The following is a 15,986-nucleotide window of genomic DNA, read 5'->3' as shown; positions in this document are numbered from 1 at the left end:
ATAATAATTAAAAGAAATGAAATTTGTAATAAGTTCAATTGTTAGCATTTAGATGAAATAGACTTTATTTGCTCTTAGACAAAAGAATCTATAATTTTTAATGTATTATCTTTTGACACTAAAACTAATTTAGATCTAAAAAACTAAATTCAACTTACTTCATATCGATTTAGAGGGATTTGCTTATAATAGTGAAATAATGCAACAACGCTAGTAATGTCAGAATTGGCGTAATGTCGTTTGTCAATAAAGGCATTCCAGATAATTGCACTGTTTATACACAAAAAAAACAAATACAATTACCCAGAGCAGTTAATTATTACAGCGGTTTTTCTGGCCAATTGGTGTCTGGCGCCGTATCAACATCAATGCGATTGAGTAATGCTCGGTATTTTTTCCAATCCGCGTATAACGCCTTTTCTTCGTCTGTTGCAATATCAGTATCAATCGCATCTTGTAGATAATCAATTTGCGTAGTAGCTTCGCTTAATAACTTTTTTTTCTGTGCTATTGCAACATTTACATGGCGCTGATGCTGTTTATTTTCATCTAATATCCATGCTTCACCGTTCCAAGAATCAAACTCAGAATTTGGTTTTAACAGTGTGTAATCTGTAGGAATGTCGCCTATTTCTGTTACTGTTGATTCTACACCTGTTGTAGTTGAGTAAATTTTTTTGCCTCGGTAATCATTAAGGTAAACCCATTTGTTGTCTTGACGAACAATCGCTTTATCTTCTTTCACCGATTTCGGTGCATCAATGCATGAGTTAGCCGGCACACCGACGCCAACTTGTAAATACTGATAACTTGCATTTTTGAACTCCCCAGTTAGCACGTCAAAATTATAAATGACAGCATAACCCGCCGTTACTGTTAATCCGTTTTTATCTAAAATTGCCATTTCTGGTTGTAATTGATATTTCATTATATAAATCTCCTAAAATTATTCTGCTTTAACTATATACATAAATGCGACATTGATCGGTCTATTTTCGTGCGCGGTAGGAACTGAACGCGATGCGTCAAATGCGACAACAGTATTAAAACCATCACCACGCGAGTGATACGTCATTGATGCGTGCGGATTTGATGAAACATAAAATGCCCCCGCCGTCTGCACGCCGTTATTTAGTTCTGTAAACCCCATGCTTCCCACAATATTGCGAATGGCATCACCCTGCCAGCTCAAGATTTGCCTACCTGGGTCAACACCACGTGCATTATCCCATCCACGTATAAACTCACCCCGCAAGTCTGGTAGCCGACCCCACGGGAAAACAGATGCTAGCTTTGGAAACTGATTTACATCAAATGACGCGCCATTGCATTCAAACCATCCCGTTGGCGGACGATCTTGTGGCCACGGCAGCGGGATACCGACAGGCAAAAAGCTATTAACGTTTGCTGTTGTAATTTGCTCGACCCAGTTTGACCACTCGTTCGGCCGCTCCCTGTAGGTTCTGATAAATTGACGTCCAGTGTAGTAATCCGTGTATGACTGCCAGCACCCGTTCGCGCCATCGCCACCAGTTTGCGACACAATTAACGAACCAGCAGCAGAGATCGGATAACCGTTTTCAACAGCTGCGCATTCATTTGCGCTCTGAAAATATACGCCGTGCTGCAGGCCTTTAATGTCATTTAAATGAGCATTGTTCAAATTGCCGCGAAACGGAAATGCATCGCCGTCCACGAGAACTCGCATATTTTTGACAAATAAATTGCCATCAATGTTGTCACCAGATTTTTTTACCGCACCCGCCGCTAAATCGTATGCTACTTTCACAGCCTTCGGTGTTGCCGCTTCTGTTTCTGATGTGCTGTCTACTGCCGAACTAAGTCGTACGCTACCTTTTCTGACAAATTCTTTAATAGCGCTGGCGAGTTGGTCATGCTTAGATTTATCAAGTTTAATTCCTGCGGCTTCAATCGCATTGGCAATTTCTTCTTGAATTGCATCGCAATACAAATAGTCTAGCTGAGTGGCTGGAGTACCCGTTTGTGGGTTACCACGGGTAAAGCCATTTTTTCCTTGCCCAAATTTATCTCTTTGGGCTGTTGGTGTATCAATTCTATGCATTTGTTACTCCGTATTTAAAAATTACATAAGTATGTGATGGGCATAATTTATTAATTATGCATTCGATTTGTTTATCACCCCACTTTCTCAAATATGAATCGCACCCATCATTACAGGTCATTTCTGTTACTTGATAATTGTGAGGGATATTTACTATCCAGTAAAAACGCCACTCTTCATCGTATAAATAGTCGTTACATGTTGATTCACAGGTAAAAACATCATTGTTGTAGTTTGTAATAGTGGCATCTGTATAGCCGTTGGCTTTTAAAACTTGTAGAAAAAATGCTTTACTTATGCCGCCGACCAAATTTATTTTTGAATCCAAACGGTTACGCCGAGTAGTTAACGTTTGAACCTCCGACGGGTAACAACTATCGGGTAATCCACATATTTGCTCATATCTATCTATCAGCTCTGTCGTCGTCTTGGGGTTAACCTCTTGCATTAAATCATCTAATCTAACGTGAGTTTTTGATAATGTTAATGCCAGTGATAGTAGTATTGGTTCTGATTTATTCCACGCAGGGCCATACGGCAATAAGTGCCCTACCATATTTCGGTATTGTTTGTCTAAATCCATTCAATTCCTCCAAAAGTAGCCACTTGATTTTTTTCTATAAAAATATCTTTGTCGGGATAAACTAATTCATGGGCATATTCGCCAAATGATGCGCTTATCACTTCGCTAATACGTGACCTAAATAACGTTGTTTGTGGATTGCCTTCTCTTAATAAAAATGACTTCAATTCGGTTTCTATTTGATAGCGAATTTCTGGATTATCAGGGGTGACCATAATTTTAAAATTAATAGGTTTGGGCATAGGCGAAAAAACAATTAACATAGAGCCAGCAACGGGCGCTAATGGCTCAATATGTTTTTTGATATTTTGAATAGCGGTATTGTCTAAAACGGGATTAACGGGATCACTATTTGCCACCATCACGCCAACACTCCCCGTTCCTGCCCAATGTCGATAGCACCAAGCTCTTGTAACGCTAGGTACTTCTTTTGCCCACTGTACATAATCTTGATCGGCTCCGCTTTGTGGTGTGTAATACCACCTGTCGATAACTCGTTTTCTAAAAGATTCTAAATCCTCTATATCAGCACCTGATTCTATTGAATCGGCAAAACATGTTGATGATAGACCTGTAACTGGCGTAATCAGTGACATCTTAGAGCCATCATCACAATTGCCGATTGTGCCGACTTCGTCACAAATTACTGGAACACGTAAAATATTATTTGATGATGTTGTGGTTTGTGTAACAGTATACGTGTGCCGATCCGCTTGACGCCGGACCTTACGATCTTTAGGAATAACAATACCGTCTGCGACTGCATCAAATCTTATATAGCCAACCGCCCTTGTAGGCTGTTTTCTATAGCAACGCTTCATATTTCCATGTCGGATCAACCAAGCTTCGTCTGCTTGATCGGGCAAAATATTTTTAGCCATATTTTCAATATAGCCTAATAATACATGGGTAGCCCCTGCTATCACTCGTCCATAAACTTCTGGATCATTGCGCCGTAATGAAATTAATTCATCATCAACAGCTCGGCGCGCATATAAATCATTGCGTATTGTTGTGATTAAATCGGGTAAGGTTGGTCTTGAAAATCCACTAGACATTAATATCACTCCATAAGTTGTCAAACTTGAATTCTTCACTGCTGCCATCGTTTTTATAAATATTGATGGTTGCCACTAAAACGGTTAAATCGGTTCGCTTTACTGAAACATCAATACGTGATGCCAGCCCGTCATCAATCATCCACTGCACCGCCTCTTTTATATAAATTTTTGCAAAATTGGCAGTTTGATTGGTTAATTTTGAGCGAGACAATAAATAAAGGCGTGATCCAATTTTGTCATTTGCTATACTGGGGTACGAATCACCCCACCAACCGTAAGGGTGTTCTGAATCATCACTGGCATTTTTGTGTCGCCATGTGAATAGCGAAATGATTAAAGCGCGATACAGTGGTTTTGTATGTGATGACATTGACATCAGTTTGTCATTAACGTTTATAAACATGTTACTAACTCATAGAATAAGGAATAAGGAATAAAAAATGAAAAAATTATTTTTGTTAGCTTTAGTTTTATTAGCAAGTTCAGCAAGTACGGAGTAAAAAGAACTGCCATAAACCGCTAAACAGTTTGATAAAGGCATAAAAAAATACTTCAAAACATTTCCACAGTGCGCAGAAATAAAAATAGATGAGTTGCGTTTATTCAATGATGGTGCAAATGGTTATCAAGAATCTCAATTAGGTAATATCACGTTTGCCGTTATGTTAAACATTGACGAAAAAGATAAGCTCACTAATATTCAAATAATATCATCTGGTAATGCTAAAAATGAGCAAGCACGGCAAGGTATGTTATGCTCAACTTATGCAGTAATGAGGATGTTACAACCTAAGCTAGCATCTAAAAACGACGCATTAAAACAGGCGGGTCACCTGTGGGTGCTAGCAAAAGGTGCCCTGTTTGAAATGGCGTATTATTTTGACAAAATAAAGGCGCAATTTGCCCTATTTGAATTAAACGTTTATACAAACTAACCCATTTTTTGATTTGGGTTGTGTGTTACGGTACTTGTTTCATTATGTGTATGTCCATTATAAATGGTTCTGATGTTTGAAATAGTGCTGGTTTTATCTGCTATTTCTCCAGATGATTTGAATAATGGCGTATTAAATTGTGTTCCTGATGATGCGCTAACAACTAAATTTTTAGTATTTAGTTCAATTGCATCATCAGCGTTAACAATAAATTTTTTAGTTTTTACGTTAATCTCGTTATTACGGTTAAAAATAATAGCGTCACCCTCGTCTGTGTAAATGGCAACCTCGCCTTTTTTGAGCGATGTAATACGATAACGTCGGTCACCTGTGGTTAAAATCACACCATGCGATTTATCACCATCTAAGAATAATGCAACAGCTTCTGCGCCATCTAATGGCCTTGATGTGAACCCATACGGCTCGATATGCTCAATATCACTTTTTTGTTCACCGCCCGACATTTTGATTTGTAACGTTTGGCATTTGCTGTTGCTATCACTAAATGTTATATAGCCACGAGAAACTAGGTTCATTATTTTATTTAAAACTTTACGCATTAGAATACCTCACCATCTGGTTACTTACCTTTTTTCTTCTTGTCAGGCAAATAGGCTTCAACGGGACCTATTTTTAATTCGCATAACGTTCCACGACTGCTTAAGCTATATTTAACTTCAGCAATAACCAGTTTTTCATTATCGTAACCCAGCAGCGGATCATTAACGACAACCATTTGATTAGGTTTCCATAACGTTCCGTCCCCCTGACGCCAACCTTGTACGGTGTAAGTGACTTCTCTGGTTTTGCTTGCTCTCAGCACTTTTTCCATTTCACAGCGTTCTTGGCAAGTACCGTTATTCGAGTCGCCAGACTGCTTTATGATTAATGGACGATAACGAACAATTTCCTCATCTTTAGATGTGGCGCTAACGGATGCTAGCGTTGCTTCACCAAAGTTTTCATCATCACCGACGCTTTGCCCTGAGACAAAATAATCGGAATATCGATCCTCGATACTATTTCCAGTATCCGCCGACAAAATATTAGCTCCTAAAACCAAAGCTGTTTTTGCCTCATCGAAACCGATATCACCAATGACAACTTGCCCTTGCTCGTCATCAAATACAATAATTTGTTGCATACCCATTATTTTACTAATGACATCAAAAACAGTGTCCCCTTGATCCGCTTGAATGCTAATAGCACCAACATCATTACCTTGGTTGATAACGTTTAGCTTAAACGGTTTAACTAAATCTTGAATAACTTGAATAGTTGAACTACCGCTATATTGTTTGGGTACTGCACTACAATCAATACAATCTGCGGTTTTACTTCTGCCAACAATACCCATTGATAGTGATCCCGCATCATATCGAATCGGCAATGCTTCAACGTACCCCGTTAAAACCACGTCATCATCAATATACACTTCAACTAAATCACCATTTTTAACATCAATTTTTGCTTCTGAAGCATCGCCTGATGATGGCCATTGTCGAGTAATAGTGACATTAAAATCACGGGCTAGTCGTTCAATACCCGCCGAAATACTTACATCAGTCCAACCGCCAAAGTATTTGTGATTAATTTTTAACAACACTTTATTATCGCTCATGGTGTGGGTACTCTCAGTTCTTTAACGGGCACAAAACCAGGATGAAGGACGTTGTTGCGAATTGATATATCATCATAACGTGTCGCATTGTTATAGAGATAGTGCGCTAAAACTAAATCGGGCAATACGTCATTAGGCATATAAACAATGGTTTTTTCTATTTTGATTAAACGTGCATTGATATCTTGGTTAACTGCAGCTTTTAATTTTACTAGTGCAATGTACAAACCATCATGCTCGGTTCTTGACAGTTCTTTATCAAACGATTCATTAATAGCATCTTTGATATCCAGCAAATCATCAAATGAAATGGTATTACTTTTTTCAACTGTTGATGATGTTGATATGGTTGAGATTGTTATGTTAGCCTGTGAATTGTTTATGTTCCCATTTGGCAAAGTATCCCCTCTGCTGAAATAATTCTCTTTTTTCCCTTTTGTTGATTCTAACGCCACAGGCGCAAAAGCTTGTTTTCTTTTATCTTCAACTTGCTTTGGCAATGACGCAATTATTCGTGATGCTTCTGTCAGTGCGGTTACGCGAATCGCGGTATTGATTAGATTTTGATTTTTCTTTCTTTTTTGGGTCGATTTGCTATCTGTTGACCAAATGGCGCTAGGCAAAACGCTTTTTATAAATAATACGCCGTTAAACACCTTTACTTTGGCTACCAAATCATTTACAGAATTGGAAAATGTTGTTGCGCTTTGCCAAACATTTTTGATTGAATTAATAATGGATGCCCCCCCAGCACCAAGAATGGGTGATAAATCACCATTTAGGATTTTAATCACATCATTAACATAGGGAGTTATCGCATTATAAGCATCAGCTATGTCATTTAAAATTGACACGGTTTCATCAAGAATATTACTCAAGACAAAATCGGGCGCGTCGATTAAATCAAAATCTTCAAATGCATCTAGTAGTGCTTGATCTACATTATCTGCATTTTCATCAACCACATCATCTGTTGCGATAGATGAATCGGGGAAGATTAATTCCCCCGCTTCAACAAAAGAGAATGAAATAACACTCATTCGACCGTTTTCAACCGAGTTACTAACGGTTGCCGTGCCGGTAATGTTAACATTCAATTCACCAAATATGGGGTGCATGAGTGTGCCTGCACCTTCTTTCTCGATGGCTTCTACCAGTTTTTCAGCTTGTTCTTTGTGGTCGTCACCAATAACAAACGCATCAATTTTATTTTTACGCGCAGAACGACCTAGATCTTCCGTATAAGGAACATCTCGGAACGGATATTCATGGGTTTCATTACGCCGACCAAATTCAGCTGATGTGCCACTCACTTGGAATGGCACTCCTCGAAAACTTGCTGGTAATAAATCATTTAGCCAATTCATGAAGTTCATCAATAGACTCCTAATGCATATGGATTCCAACCCACATCGGCTTTAGTATCAAAACCCGATGCCTGTTTAGTTTGTTTTACGATAGTCCCTTGCGGGGCATTTTCAAACTTCACAACCAATTCACCATTATTATTTCGATTTGCATTATTATTTGAAAAGTTATTAATTGGCATTTGAGGCGTTTGATAATTGGAGCATGTAACCATTGGTTTGGTCATTTCTTTCGGTAAACTCGCTGTATCAGCCGTAACTTTTACTTTCTTTTCATTGTCACCGAAAAGAAAGTCCCAAGCATCTAGTAGCGGTTGGATGCCAGACTTAACGTTATCCCATAGGTTTTTAAAGAAATTCTGAACACTTTCCCATACCGTTGGTATAACTTCACCCGCATTTTTAAAGGGTTCAATGAATATATCAAAAATCAGCATTACATATGGCTCAATAGACGCCCACAATCCGCTAAAAAACTCATTTACCCTCTGCCAGCCATTTATGATGCTTTCACCACCTGCTTTAAATTCTGCTATAAAATAATCAATAATAGGCATAACGTAAGGTTTTATCACCCCCCATAGCCATTGAAAGAACTTAACTATATCATCCCAGTATGTGATGATTAATGTTGCAGCAATAGCTATACCTGTCATGATTAGCCCAATTGGATTCATGGCCATGACCGTGAAAAGCGCAATTGAAGTAACTCGAACAATTTTAAATGCATTGGATAATGCTATCTGTGCGAAAGCAAATAATTTCGTCGCTAAAGTAATGCTTTTTAAAATTCCTGTATAAGCCACCGTCACTATTTTAAGCGCTATTGAGGAATTTCGAACCGTTTTAAATGCATTAGATAATGCTATCTTCGAGAAAGTAAATAATTTTGTCGCTAAAGTAATGCTTTTTAAAACACCTGTATGAGCCAATGTCACTATTTTAAGTGCTATTGAGGAATTTCGAACCTTTTTAAATGCATTAGATAATTTTAATTGAATAGCCGCATGAGACTTTGTTACCCATTTATTAGCTTTAAGTACACCGTTGTAAATATCGATCCCGGTTGTTAGCACACCAACAATAGTATTCACACCTGCACATGCAACACGAAGACCAATTAACCCCACAATCGCCATCGCAGCCATTTTCACGAGTTCAGGATTTTCTTGAATAAAATGCCCAAATGAAACGATTAACGGTTGCATTTGGTTTAATAGTTCGATAAATGTTGGTAATAATGCCTCACCAATTGATAAACTGATATTATTAAGACCATTATTAAAAATTTGTAATTTTTGGGCTACGTTATTTAATCTTAATTCATACTGTTCCTGCATCAAACCAGCGTATTGCGATGCATCCTCAACACGCTTAAAATTAGTTTTTAATAGTTCCAGATTATCAACTAATGGTGAAATTGCAGCAATACTTTCTTTACCAAACAAATCTGCTAGTAACGCAGATTGCCTATCTTTTGGTACTTTACCTAGCGATTCAAGTACTGATGTAATCGCTCCTTCGGCATCTTTCTGCATGATGTTAGCTATTTCAGTTGATGTGAAGCCTAACTGTTGTAATGCCTCTTGTTGTTTCTCAGTCGCAGCCTCACCTGATGCCAGCATCGACATAAAGTTTTTTATACCCGTAGCTGCTTGATCGGTATTTGTACCAACGGAAATAATTGTTGAACTTAATGCAACTAACTTGTCAGTACTGCTACCAGAAATATTATCCAGCGAGCCAATTTCTGTAACTACATTTGTAACTACATCTGAAATATCTTTGGCTTTTGCATTTTGCGGGTTGCTCAACAATTTAATTTTATCAGATAATTCAACAACCTCGTTTTGAGTTAGCTTTAAAGCTGTTCGCCATGTTGCCATTGTGCTACTCGCTTCTTCCGCAGAGCTATCAAATGCTATACCCATTTTTACAGCATCTTCGGCAAATTGCTTTAAATCTTCTTTTGGGATACCTGCTTGTCCGCCTGCTGCAACAATTGCGCCGATATCTTTAGCTGCCATTGGTAACGTTAGTGACATTTCACGAATATCTTGCCCCATTTGTTTGAATTGCTCAGGCGTATCAAAGTCAACAACCTTTTTGATGTCAGCCATAACTTCTTCATACGCTATTGCATCTTTCACACCTTTAACAAACGGCGCAGAAATATTAAGGCCAGTTACAGCACCTTTTAGATCAAATTTGGCAAACTTTGAGTTTTGCACACTTTTTTGAAATTTTTCAAGTTTGCCTTTTATATTATTTAATTTTGGCGGTAGCTTATCGATATATTCCTTTGCAGCTTTTAAATTAAAGCTAGTCATAATGTTGATTCCTTGCTATTTTCTATGCGGTTTGCTTGTTCACAGAGTTCAAAGAGTTCGGATAGTGAACGTTCTTCAATGATGTAGAAAGGAGAAAGTTGCCAGTACTTGGCAACTTCAAAACAAAGGTTTACAAGATATTCAATGGTGATGATTGGGCTTGCTCCGCTTCCAATGGCGTCTCTGCTTCCTTTACTTGATCCTTTGGGCCAAAGAACATCATAATTTCTCCCGTAATCATTAGAAAATCATAGGGTGTAAGTTGTTCCACCGAGCTTGGTGTAACATTACCTAATGCCACGATGTAATCAGCCACTTTTTTAGGATCGCCAATCATTTGGCTATCAAATGGGAATCCCAATTTTTTGATATCTTTGACGGTAGGCTCTTTTAATTCCAGCACATGTAATTCATTGCCATGTGCCATGATCGGCTGTGATAGTTTAATTTCTTTCATTATTGATAAAATCCTTCTTCACCGTGAAATTCGATTTCTGCTGTACCGTCTTCGGCATTGTGATTAACTTCACCTTCTACCCAAGCATTAGATAAAACGTAAACCTTACCGTTGGCAAGTTCTGCGGTAACTGTCATTGAATCGCTAGACATTAACTTGTCGATTGGAAAATCACGCGGTACTTTAAATGTCCCTTTAATGTACGGAGCTCGGAACGTTTCTTTATAGTGAACGCTATTATCTAATCCCAAAATACTTTCTTTTACATTAGTATTCATTGGGACTTCAATACCGCCTGTTAATGATAGTTGGTTGGCATCAACTTTAATATAAGTTGTTCCTGCAATACGTCGTTGTGTCATTAGTTTTTCTCCTCTGGATATTGCAATCTAAACTGTGCTAACACAGCAAAAACGCGTAATTGATTAACGAGATCAGGTGGGAATAACACATCTAATCGATTAGGATCGTTGACATTTCGTTCAACAATTAAGTTCTTTTTGAACACATCAAAGTTTTCAACTAAACCTAATAATTCTAATTGTCGATATGTTGCATTAATTTCCGCTTTAGCGACGGAAGGGGTGATAATTGCCTGCCCTGCACCAAATCGCGTGCCGTCATTTGCTAGTTTATGCCGTGGGTATTTAGATGTGATCACACTGCGTAATTTACGTAATACATACGCTAGCGTATGCAAGGTTTCACTATCTAAATAGCTATTATCAGCAACGCCGTAGCTATTACGTTGATAGGTTGTGATATCACGTTGTATTAATAAATTTCCGCTAGAAACATAAGCTGTAGCAATACCATGGCTTAGCAAAGATTGTTGTTCTGTTAGTGTAAACTGATCACTATCTGGTGCGGGTAACGCGCCGTTTAATAAGCCCGTTTGTGTTGGTCGAGCAGGATCGTTAAGAATAAAAATTGCATTCCGCGATGTTCGCATTGCAATTAATTCATCAATACCTGTCTGAATGTTTTTTTCATAGCCTGCAACGGTAATATGTTGGTAATTTAATTTATCACCAAATTCGACAAGCTCGGATAAATCCCCTTTTTTAGCAGTATAAGCATGTCCATACAATTGGCGCGCATAACTCCAACGCCCTACTGTGTCATCCATTTCTTGGTTGAATGTTGCGAGTGATGCTAAGTCATTAAATGGAAAGGCGATAAAATCAAGGAGTTTGTCCCCCATCGCGGCAATAACCGGCGTTAAATCTGGAGTACCTGTTCCGCCATGCATTTGCGTGATTGCAATATTTAATCCGTCAGGTGTTTCTTCTCCGCCGATTGTGCCGTAATAGTTAAAGCATAGCGGGATATCATTGCCATTCAATCCTTTGTTTTTGGCTGTTAACGTGATAGTGCTATTGCTAATAGTTGCTGTAACAGGTAAATTGGAATTGGTATTAATTGCATTATTTAGTGCATTGGCAATATTGTCCGCAGTATCCGAAATCGTTACGCGCGATTGAATTTTGCAGTTACCAATATATAAACTTAATATCCCTGTTTCTTCTGCGGTGCCTGATATTTGAATAGTACCTGTTGCGTTTGAGCCAGATGCAGGTTCGTCAACAGCAATCACCCATAACTCACCAAAATTATCGGTGTTTCGATAGGATTCAACCATTCTAGATAATTGGCTACCTTGTCCTGCGAGTTTTTTAGCTTGATCTGCAGACGGCATAATAATGAGCTTATTACGTTCAATACTGCTATCAGCTAATGGATAAGCAATAATTAATGAAGCACCGCTATCTTGAATTGTATTAGCCGCAGACGAATCCACTTCCGCATAAAATAATGGAACTTTTATATTGTTAGGAATATTGTTAAAACTAATTGTCATTTTTAGTTACCCTTTTTTTGTTTTAATTTGATGTTGATTATTTCTTCAACATCATTATTTGCCAGTCGTCTAGCCCAGTATTGGTTAAACTCAACATGACGACCGACTTTAGGTAAATAATCCCCGTTATCTGGGTCATATACCTGTTTGTTATTGATAGGTTTAATTATCATTATTGCCCTCATAGATATTATTATTTTGAAAATTCACCGTTACCCCCGAATCTAGTTCATTAATCGTTCCTGATAGAGTATCGAAGTTGCCAATGTTTAACGGGTTATACTGCGGAGGTTTGATGGCATCTGGGTCGTTTGGATCGAATTGCCAATCAGGATCGGGAATTGGATTATCAATAGCATTTAAATCAAAGTGTTGACGAGTATTATCAAAACCAACTTCGCGCACTGCACTAAAATTGAATTGATAAAAAAGTCTTCCCTGATCTAAATCCAGTAAACCGCCGCCATCATATTGAATTGGATTATGCGATGGAGAAGGTTCAAGACCGAGTAAAGCTCGCCAAAGTTCGGTTTTTATGTTTTCGACAATGTCATATGCTTCGTGTTGACCTTGTTCATCTAATGGTTTTAATACAACAATAACCCCAAAACTTTCTGTCACATTTTGCCAATAATCTGTTTGTGGCTTGTTATCTTGTGCTCTATCATCAAGCGGAACAACATAAGCGGCAGGTAATTTTAAAAGTGCCGTATCTTTAATAGCTGAAAACGCAGCAGCACCGCCAACCCGACCTGCAAAGCTAGGGCTAAAATGGCGTAATGTGTGAACGATATGTGATAATTTCATTGTGTAACCTGCTTCATTGAGTTGACTAGATCTGTAGTTAACGTGTTTTTACGCCATGATGATTCTTTCTTTAATGTACCAATCATGAAATTTTTAAACGGAGTAATCCTTTATGGAAGCCTGATTTGCTATAACAATAACTAGCAATATCAAGCATTACGATGTCGAGACAAATGGTGGAGATAATTTTTCGCTCGGTTAATTGCAGATTTTAGCTATCTATATTGAATAAATTGTTTTATCAGCATTATCTAGCTGTAGGTAGTTCATATCTTTTTATATAAAACGCATAACACAAAAAATTTCGTTTTAGATATGTTAAGCATGCTTTATGCCAATGTGTATAGTTGCATCCGTTTATCATATCTACTGTTTATTTGCACATAAACTCTGTATTATTCTTGGGTGCAATCTCTTTACAATAGTATTCTCGCCAACCATCAATCATGGCTTTGTTGTAGCTGATTGCGCTAGTGAGATGGTAATAATCTTGTTGAGAAGCTCTTGCAAGTCGTAAGGCTTTGCTAGCAGTACTGCTGGCGGTGACACTATCTCGTTTGACGGATTCGACTTTGACGCGCAACTCGATAAAACCATTATCGATATCATGACGTAAAACCGCTGTTTTAGCTTGTCCATTTTTTATCGCCTCAATAATGTTTGATTCTCTTTTGTTACTTCATTGTTATCTTGTAGCTATTTTTCGTACTTTTCTTCAGCTTTATTTGCTCTCACCACTGCAAGCTTTTCATCTTGCCGACATTTGTAGGCGAAATAACAAACAAATAGCAACATACTAATCAATGATATATTTACTTTTGATATTTTTAACATGATGAACCACTCAACAATAACGAGACAAATAAAAACCAACCCCCAGCCGTTGACACCTTTGATAGCCATTATCGATGCGATGATAAAACATAAGATAGACATAACGCCTTCTCCTTTTCTCGCCTGATTACTAAGCCTTTTAGAGCCTTACCACCTGCTTTATTCCACCTTGGGAATTCATTACAAGCCGCCTTATAATCACCGTTATTCAGATGCTTATACATTGTTGATGTTCGCATTTTTGTACATCCAACGTTAAAGGTAATTGAGGTCACAGCGTCAAAAACAGACTGGGGAAGATGAAAGCCTTTAGCATAGCGATTAACACATTGTTCAGCCGTTTTTATGTCATTGACCCAACGCTTTGCTATCTCATCATCAGTATAAATTTTTTGTTCAATATGATTACCCGTTGAGCCAATCCCAACCGTTAATATGTTAGCCGGGCAATAATAAGGCTCTCGTACGCAGGATTCAGCATTACCGATTATTTCCAGACCCGATTGGCTTGTTCTTATGTCATCTGAGTAATTAGCAATGACAATACCGATGATTACTGAAACACTACAAATCGCACTCGTCGCTATTCTTGTTGTGTTTTTCATAGTATTGCTCTCTCAATTTTTTTTTATGATAAAAATCTCGGCGCTTATACAGCCAATTAATAATAAATGTCGCTATTGATAAGATAATACCGACAATAATGGCAATATCATTTAAACTAAGTGCGCCTAAAAGCGTGCATAAAGCGCCCCAGAAATAAGACATCGGTGATGAGTATCTTTCCATGTTAAATATCTTTATGTGAGTTAATAAGGTGACAGCGTACTAGCTATATTGAGTTGTGTGCGTGTCTAGCTTTGCTGTCGATTCTTTGAAAGCCCCCGAGCGTATCTATAAATCAATTTGTTGTCTTGAATTATAGAAAGTGGCGTAGGGGTAACTTTGGATATAAAAAACCGTAATTAAGCGGTGAATGTAAAATATCTCGTGGGCTAATCAGTTGCACAATATAACTCGAATTCTTGTTCTTGATATTTTTCAGCCAATTGACAAAATAAATTTAATATTCTTCTTTCTTTACTTTTCTTATGAGCATGTGGTCTTAATATTGCTAACAGCGCAAATCTCTTAGGATTAAAATCTGAAATAACATAAACAAGAAAAATATCCTTATTAGGCTCTTTAGTGGCGTTGCATCTATAATATTGAGGCTGGTTCTTTGGGAATCGGTTTGGAGGCAACTTTAAATGAATATGTTGAACATTTAGCTCATAGAGCCTGTTTGGTTGCCTATACGGAACATCACGTCCAAAAATATCAGGCACTTTTGTTCGATTACTTTCTATATATTCTTTAAAAACACTAATTAATTGATTTTCAAAATTAGGGAATTCTATAAATGTATCAGCAAATAAATATCTGGCTTCCTCTAAAATTATAACATCAACCATGATTACTAAGCCTTGTTTTTGATTTCGCTTAATAATTTATTAGTTGTATTGTTTGCTAACGATAAAATATGAGTTGTATTTATTCCACTATTATAATAAGTTGGAACCACATCAAGTGAATCCCTTATTTGCATTATTCTTGTAATTTTATTTTTCAAAGACAATATTAAGCGAAGTGAATCTTTAATATCCATCTTTGTAATTAAATTATTATTTATAAATGTAAAAGCTGAGGACTCCACAGAAACTAAATTTTTTAGCATTGCAGAAAAGTCATAATTTTTTATAAAATCACAGGAAAAATCATCAGTTATTTCATATAAAATATTTTCTGAATCTTTCAATGCTTTAACCAAGTCAATATTAAAATAATTGATTACTTTATTTTTTAAATTTATCATTTTAATATCTTCGTGATTAATTTCACTTTTTGTTTGATACTGAGAGGACAAAGCCATAGCTCCAGACGCAGCTGAATTCAAAGAGACTAAACTCGTAGATAACAATACCGCAACTGCTACTTTACTCTTCATTATTATATTGCCACAATTAGAATTGATGAAAAAATCCTTAGGAATAACGGAAAAATTATA

At 37.4% G+C, this 15,986-nt stretch carries 20 protein-coding genes and 1 pseudogene; 1 reads left to right on the top strand and 20 read right to left on the bottom strand.

Annotation, left to right across the window (positions count from 1 at the left end):
- Window positions 1-319: 319 nt before the first annotated feature.
- The 6 genes and pseudogenes from A9G30_RS05240 to A9G30_RS05220 all read right to left on the bottom strand — a co-directional run bounded on the left by A9G30_RS05240 (window position 320) and on the right by A9G30_RS05220 (window position 4,130).
- Window positions 320-928 (bottom strand): tail fiber assembly protein, encoded by a 609-nt coding sequence (locus A9G30_RS05240; RefSeq protein WP_065588272.1) that lies wholly within the window; start codon window positions 926-928, stop codon window positions 320-322.
- An 18-nt stretch (window positions 929-946) separates the two neighbouring features.
- Window positions 947-1,417, bottom strand: coding sequence for a tail fiber protein (locus A9G30_RS13595; RefSeq protein WP_065588273.1), 471 nt, complete (start codon window positions 1,415-1,417; stop codon window positions 947-949).
- 387 nt (window positions 1,418-1,804) lie between these two features.
- A pseudogene (locus A9G30_RS13590) lies at window positions 1,805-2,083 on the bottom strand (phage tail protein); the annotation flags it as partial.
- Window positions 2,076-2,666 carry a YmfQ family protein gene (locus A9G30_RS05230; protein ID WP_065588271.1) on the bottom strand — a complete coding sequence of 197 codons (591 nt, stop codon included), beginning with the start codon at window positions 2,664-2,666 and terminating at the stop codon, window positions 2,076-2,078. The pseudogene A9G30_RS13590 and the gene A9G30_RS05230, both read right to left, overlap by 8 nt.
- Window positions 2,657-3,724, bottom strand: a complete 1,068-nt coding sequence (locus A9G30_RS05225) for a baseplate J/gp47 family protein (RefSeq protein WP_065588270.1) — start codon at window positions 3,722-3,724, stop codon at window positions 2,657-2,659. Before A9G30_RS05225 ends, A9G30_RS05230 begins: the two co-directional genes overlap by 10 nt.
- Window positions 3,717-4,130, bottom strand: coding sequence for a phage GP46 family protein (locus A9G30_RS05220; RefSeq protein WP_065588269.1), 414 nt, complete (start codon window positions 4,128-4,130; stop codon window positions 3,717-3,719). The genes A9G30_RS05225 and A9G30_RS05220 overlap by 8 nt, the downstream gene beginning before the upstream one ends.
- A gap of 190 nt (window positions 4,131-4,320) precedes the next feature.
- Between A9G30_RS05220 and A9G30_RS05215 the strand changes: the two genes are divergently transcribed.
- Window positions 4,321-4,662 carry a hypothetical protein gene (locus A9G30_RS05215; protein WP_065588268.1) on the top strand — a complete coding sequence of 114 codons (342 nt, stop codon included), beginning with the start codon at window positions 4,321-4,323 and terminating at the stop codon, window positions 4,660-4,662.
- Here A9G30_RS05215 and A9G30_RS05210 read toward each other — a convergent pair.
- From A9G30_RS05210 to A9G30_RS05150, 14 genes are all read right to left on the bottom strand, one after another.
- The gene (locus A9G30_RS05210) at window positions 4,659-5,222 is read right to left on the bottom strand and encodes a phage baseplate assembly protein V (RefSeq protein ID WP_065568044.1); all 564 of its coding nucleotides are present in this window, start codon (window positions 5,220-5,222) and stop codon (window positions 4,659-4,661) included. The two genes, A9G30_RS05215 and A9G30_RS05210, sit on opposite strands and share 4 nt — an antisense overlap.
- Window positions 5,223-5,242: 20 nt before the next feature.
- Complete coding sequence (locus tag A9G30_RS05205) at window positions 5,243-6,283, bottom strand: phage baseplate assembly protein (RefSeq protein ID WP_065588267.1); 1,041 nt, start codon at window positions 6,281-6,283, stop codon at window positions 5,243-5,245.
- A complete protein-coding gene (locus tag A9G30_RS05200) occupies window positions 6,280-7,659 on the bottom strand; it encodes a DNA circularization protein (protein ID WP_065588266.1) in 1,380 nt (459 codons plus the stop codon). Before A9G30_RS05200 ends, A9G30_RS05205 begins: the two co-directional genes overlap by 4 nt.
- Window positions 7,659-9,980 (bottom strand): phage tail tape measure protein, encoded by a 2,322-nt coding sequence (locus tag A9G30_RS05195; RefSeq protein ID WP_065588265.1) that lies wholly within the window; start codon window positions 9,978-9,980, stop codon window positions 7,659-7,661. Before A9G30_RS05195 ends, A9G30_RS05200 begins: the two co-directional genes overlap by 1 nt.
- Before the next feature lie 130 nt (window positions 9,981-10,110).
- Complete coding sequence (locus A9G30_RS05190) at window positions 10,111-10,437, bottom strand: phage tail assembly protein (RefSeq protein ID WP_081295695.1); 327 nt, start codon at window positions 10,435-10,437, stop codon at window positions 10,111-10,113.
- A complete protein-coding gene (locus A9G30_RS05185; RefSeq protein WP_065568049.1) occupies window positions 10,437-10,799 on the bottom strand; it encodes a phage tail tube protein in 363 nt (120 codons plus the stop codon). The genes A9G30_RS05190 and A9G30_RS05185 overlap by 1 nt, the downstream gene beginning before the upstream one ends.
- Window positions 10,799-12,298 carry a phage tail sheath subtilisin-like domain-containing protein gene (locus A9G30_RS05180; RefSeq protein ID WP_065588264.1) on the bottom strand — a complete coding sequence of 500 codons (1,500 nt, stop codon included), beginning with the start codon at window positions 12,296-12,298 and terminating at the stop codon, window positions 10,799-10,801. Before A9G30_RS05180 ends, A9G30_RS05185 begins: the two co-directional genes overlap by 1 nt.
- A gap of 2 nt (window positions 12,299-12,300) precedes the next feature.
- A complete protein-coding gene (locus tag A9G30_RS12335; protein WP_081295693.1) occupies window positions 12,301-12,471 on the bottom strand; it encodes a DUF2635 domain-containing protein in 171 nt (56 codons plus the stop codon).
- On the bottom strand, window positions 12,461-13,105 hold the full coding sequence (locus tag A9G30_RS05175; protein ID WP_065588263.1) for a phage tail terminator protein: 645 nt from the start codon (window positions 13,103-13,105) through the stop codon (window positions 12,461-12,463). The genes A9G30_RS12335 and A9G30_RS05175 overlap by 11 nt, the downstream gene beginning before the upstream one ends.
- A 373-nt stretch (window positions 13,106-13,478) precedes the next feature.
- Window positions 13,479-13,751, bottom strand: a complete 273-nt coding sequence (locus A9G30_RS05170; protein WP_442903443.1) for a lysis system i-spanin subunit Rz — start codon at window positions 13,749-13,751, stop codon at window positions 13,479-13,481.
- Between the two features lie 256 nt (window positions 13,752-14,007).
- Complete coding sequence (locus A9G30_RS05160) at window positions 14,008-14,544, bottom strand: lysozyme (protein WP_065588261.1); 537 nt, start codon at window positions 14,542-14,544, stop codon at window positions 14,008-14,010.
- On the bottom strand, window positions 14,504-14,728 hold the full coding sequence (locus A9G30_RS12330; protein WP_081295691.1) for a phage holin family protein: 225 nt from the start codon (window positions 14,726-14,728) through the stop codon (window positions 14,504-14,506). The genes A9G30_RS05160 and A9G30_RS12330 overlap by 41 nt, the downstream gene beginning before the upstream one ends.
- Window positions 14,729-14,934: 206 nt before the next feature.
- The gene (locus tag A9G30_RS05155; RefSeq protein ID WP_065568055.1) at window positions 14,935-15,393 is read right to left on the bottom strand and encodes a type II toxin-antitoxin system YafO family toxin; all 459 of its coding nucleotides are present in this window, start codon (window positions 15,391-15,393) and stop codon (window positions 14,935-14,937) included.
- Between the two features lie 5 nt (window positions 15,394-15,398).
- The coding region (locus A9G30_RS05150) for a hypothetical protein (RefSeq protein ID WP_218057728.1) at window positions 15,399-15,986 on the bottom strand (588 nt) is incomplete at its 5' end.

Origin of the sequence: Gilliamella sp. Fer4-1, assembly GCF_001690515.1 — a bacterium.
Classification (GTDB): Bacteria; Pseudomonadota; Gammaproteobacteria; order Enterobacterales; family Orbaceae; genus Gilliamella; species Gilliamella apicola_C.
The sequence above is the reverse complement of the archived record's forward strand: the minus strand, read 5'-3'. Positions and strand labels throughout refer to the sequence as shown.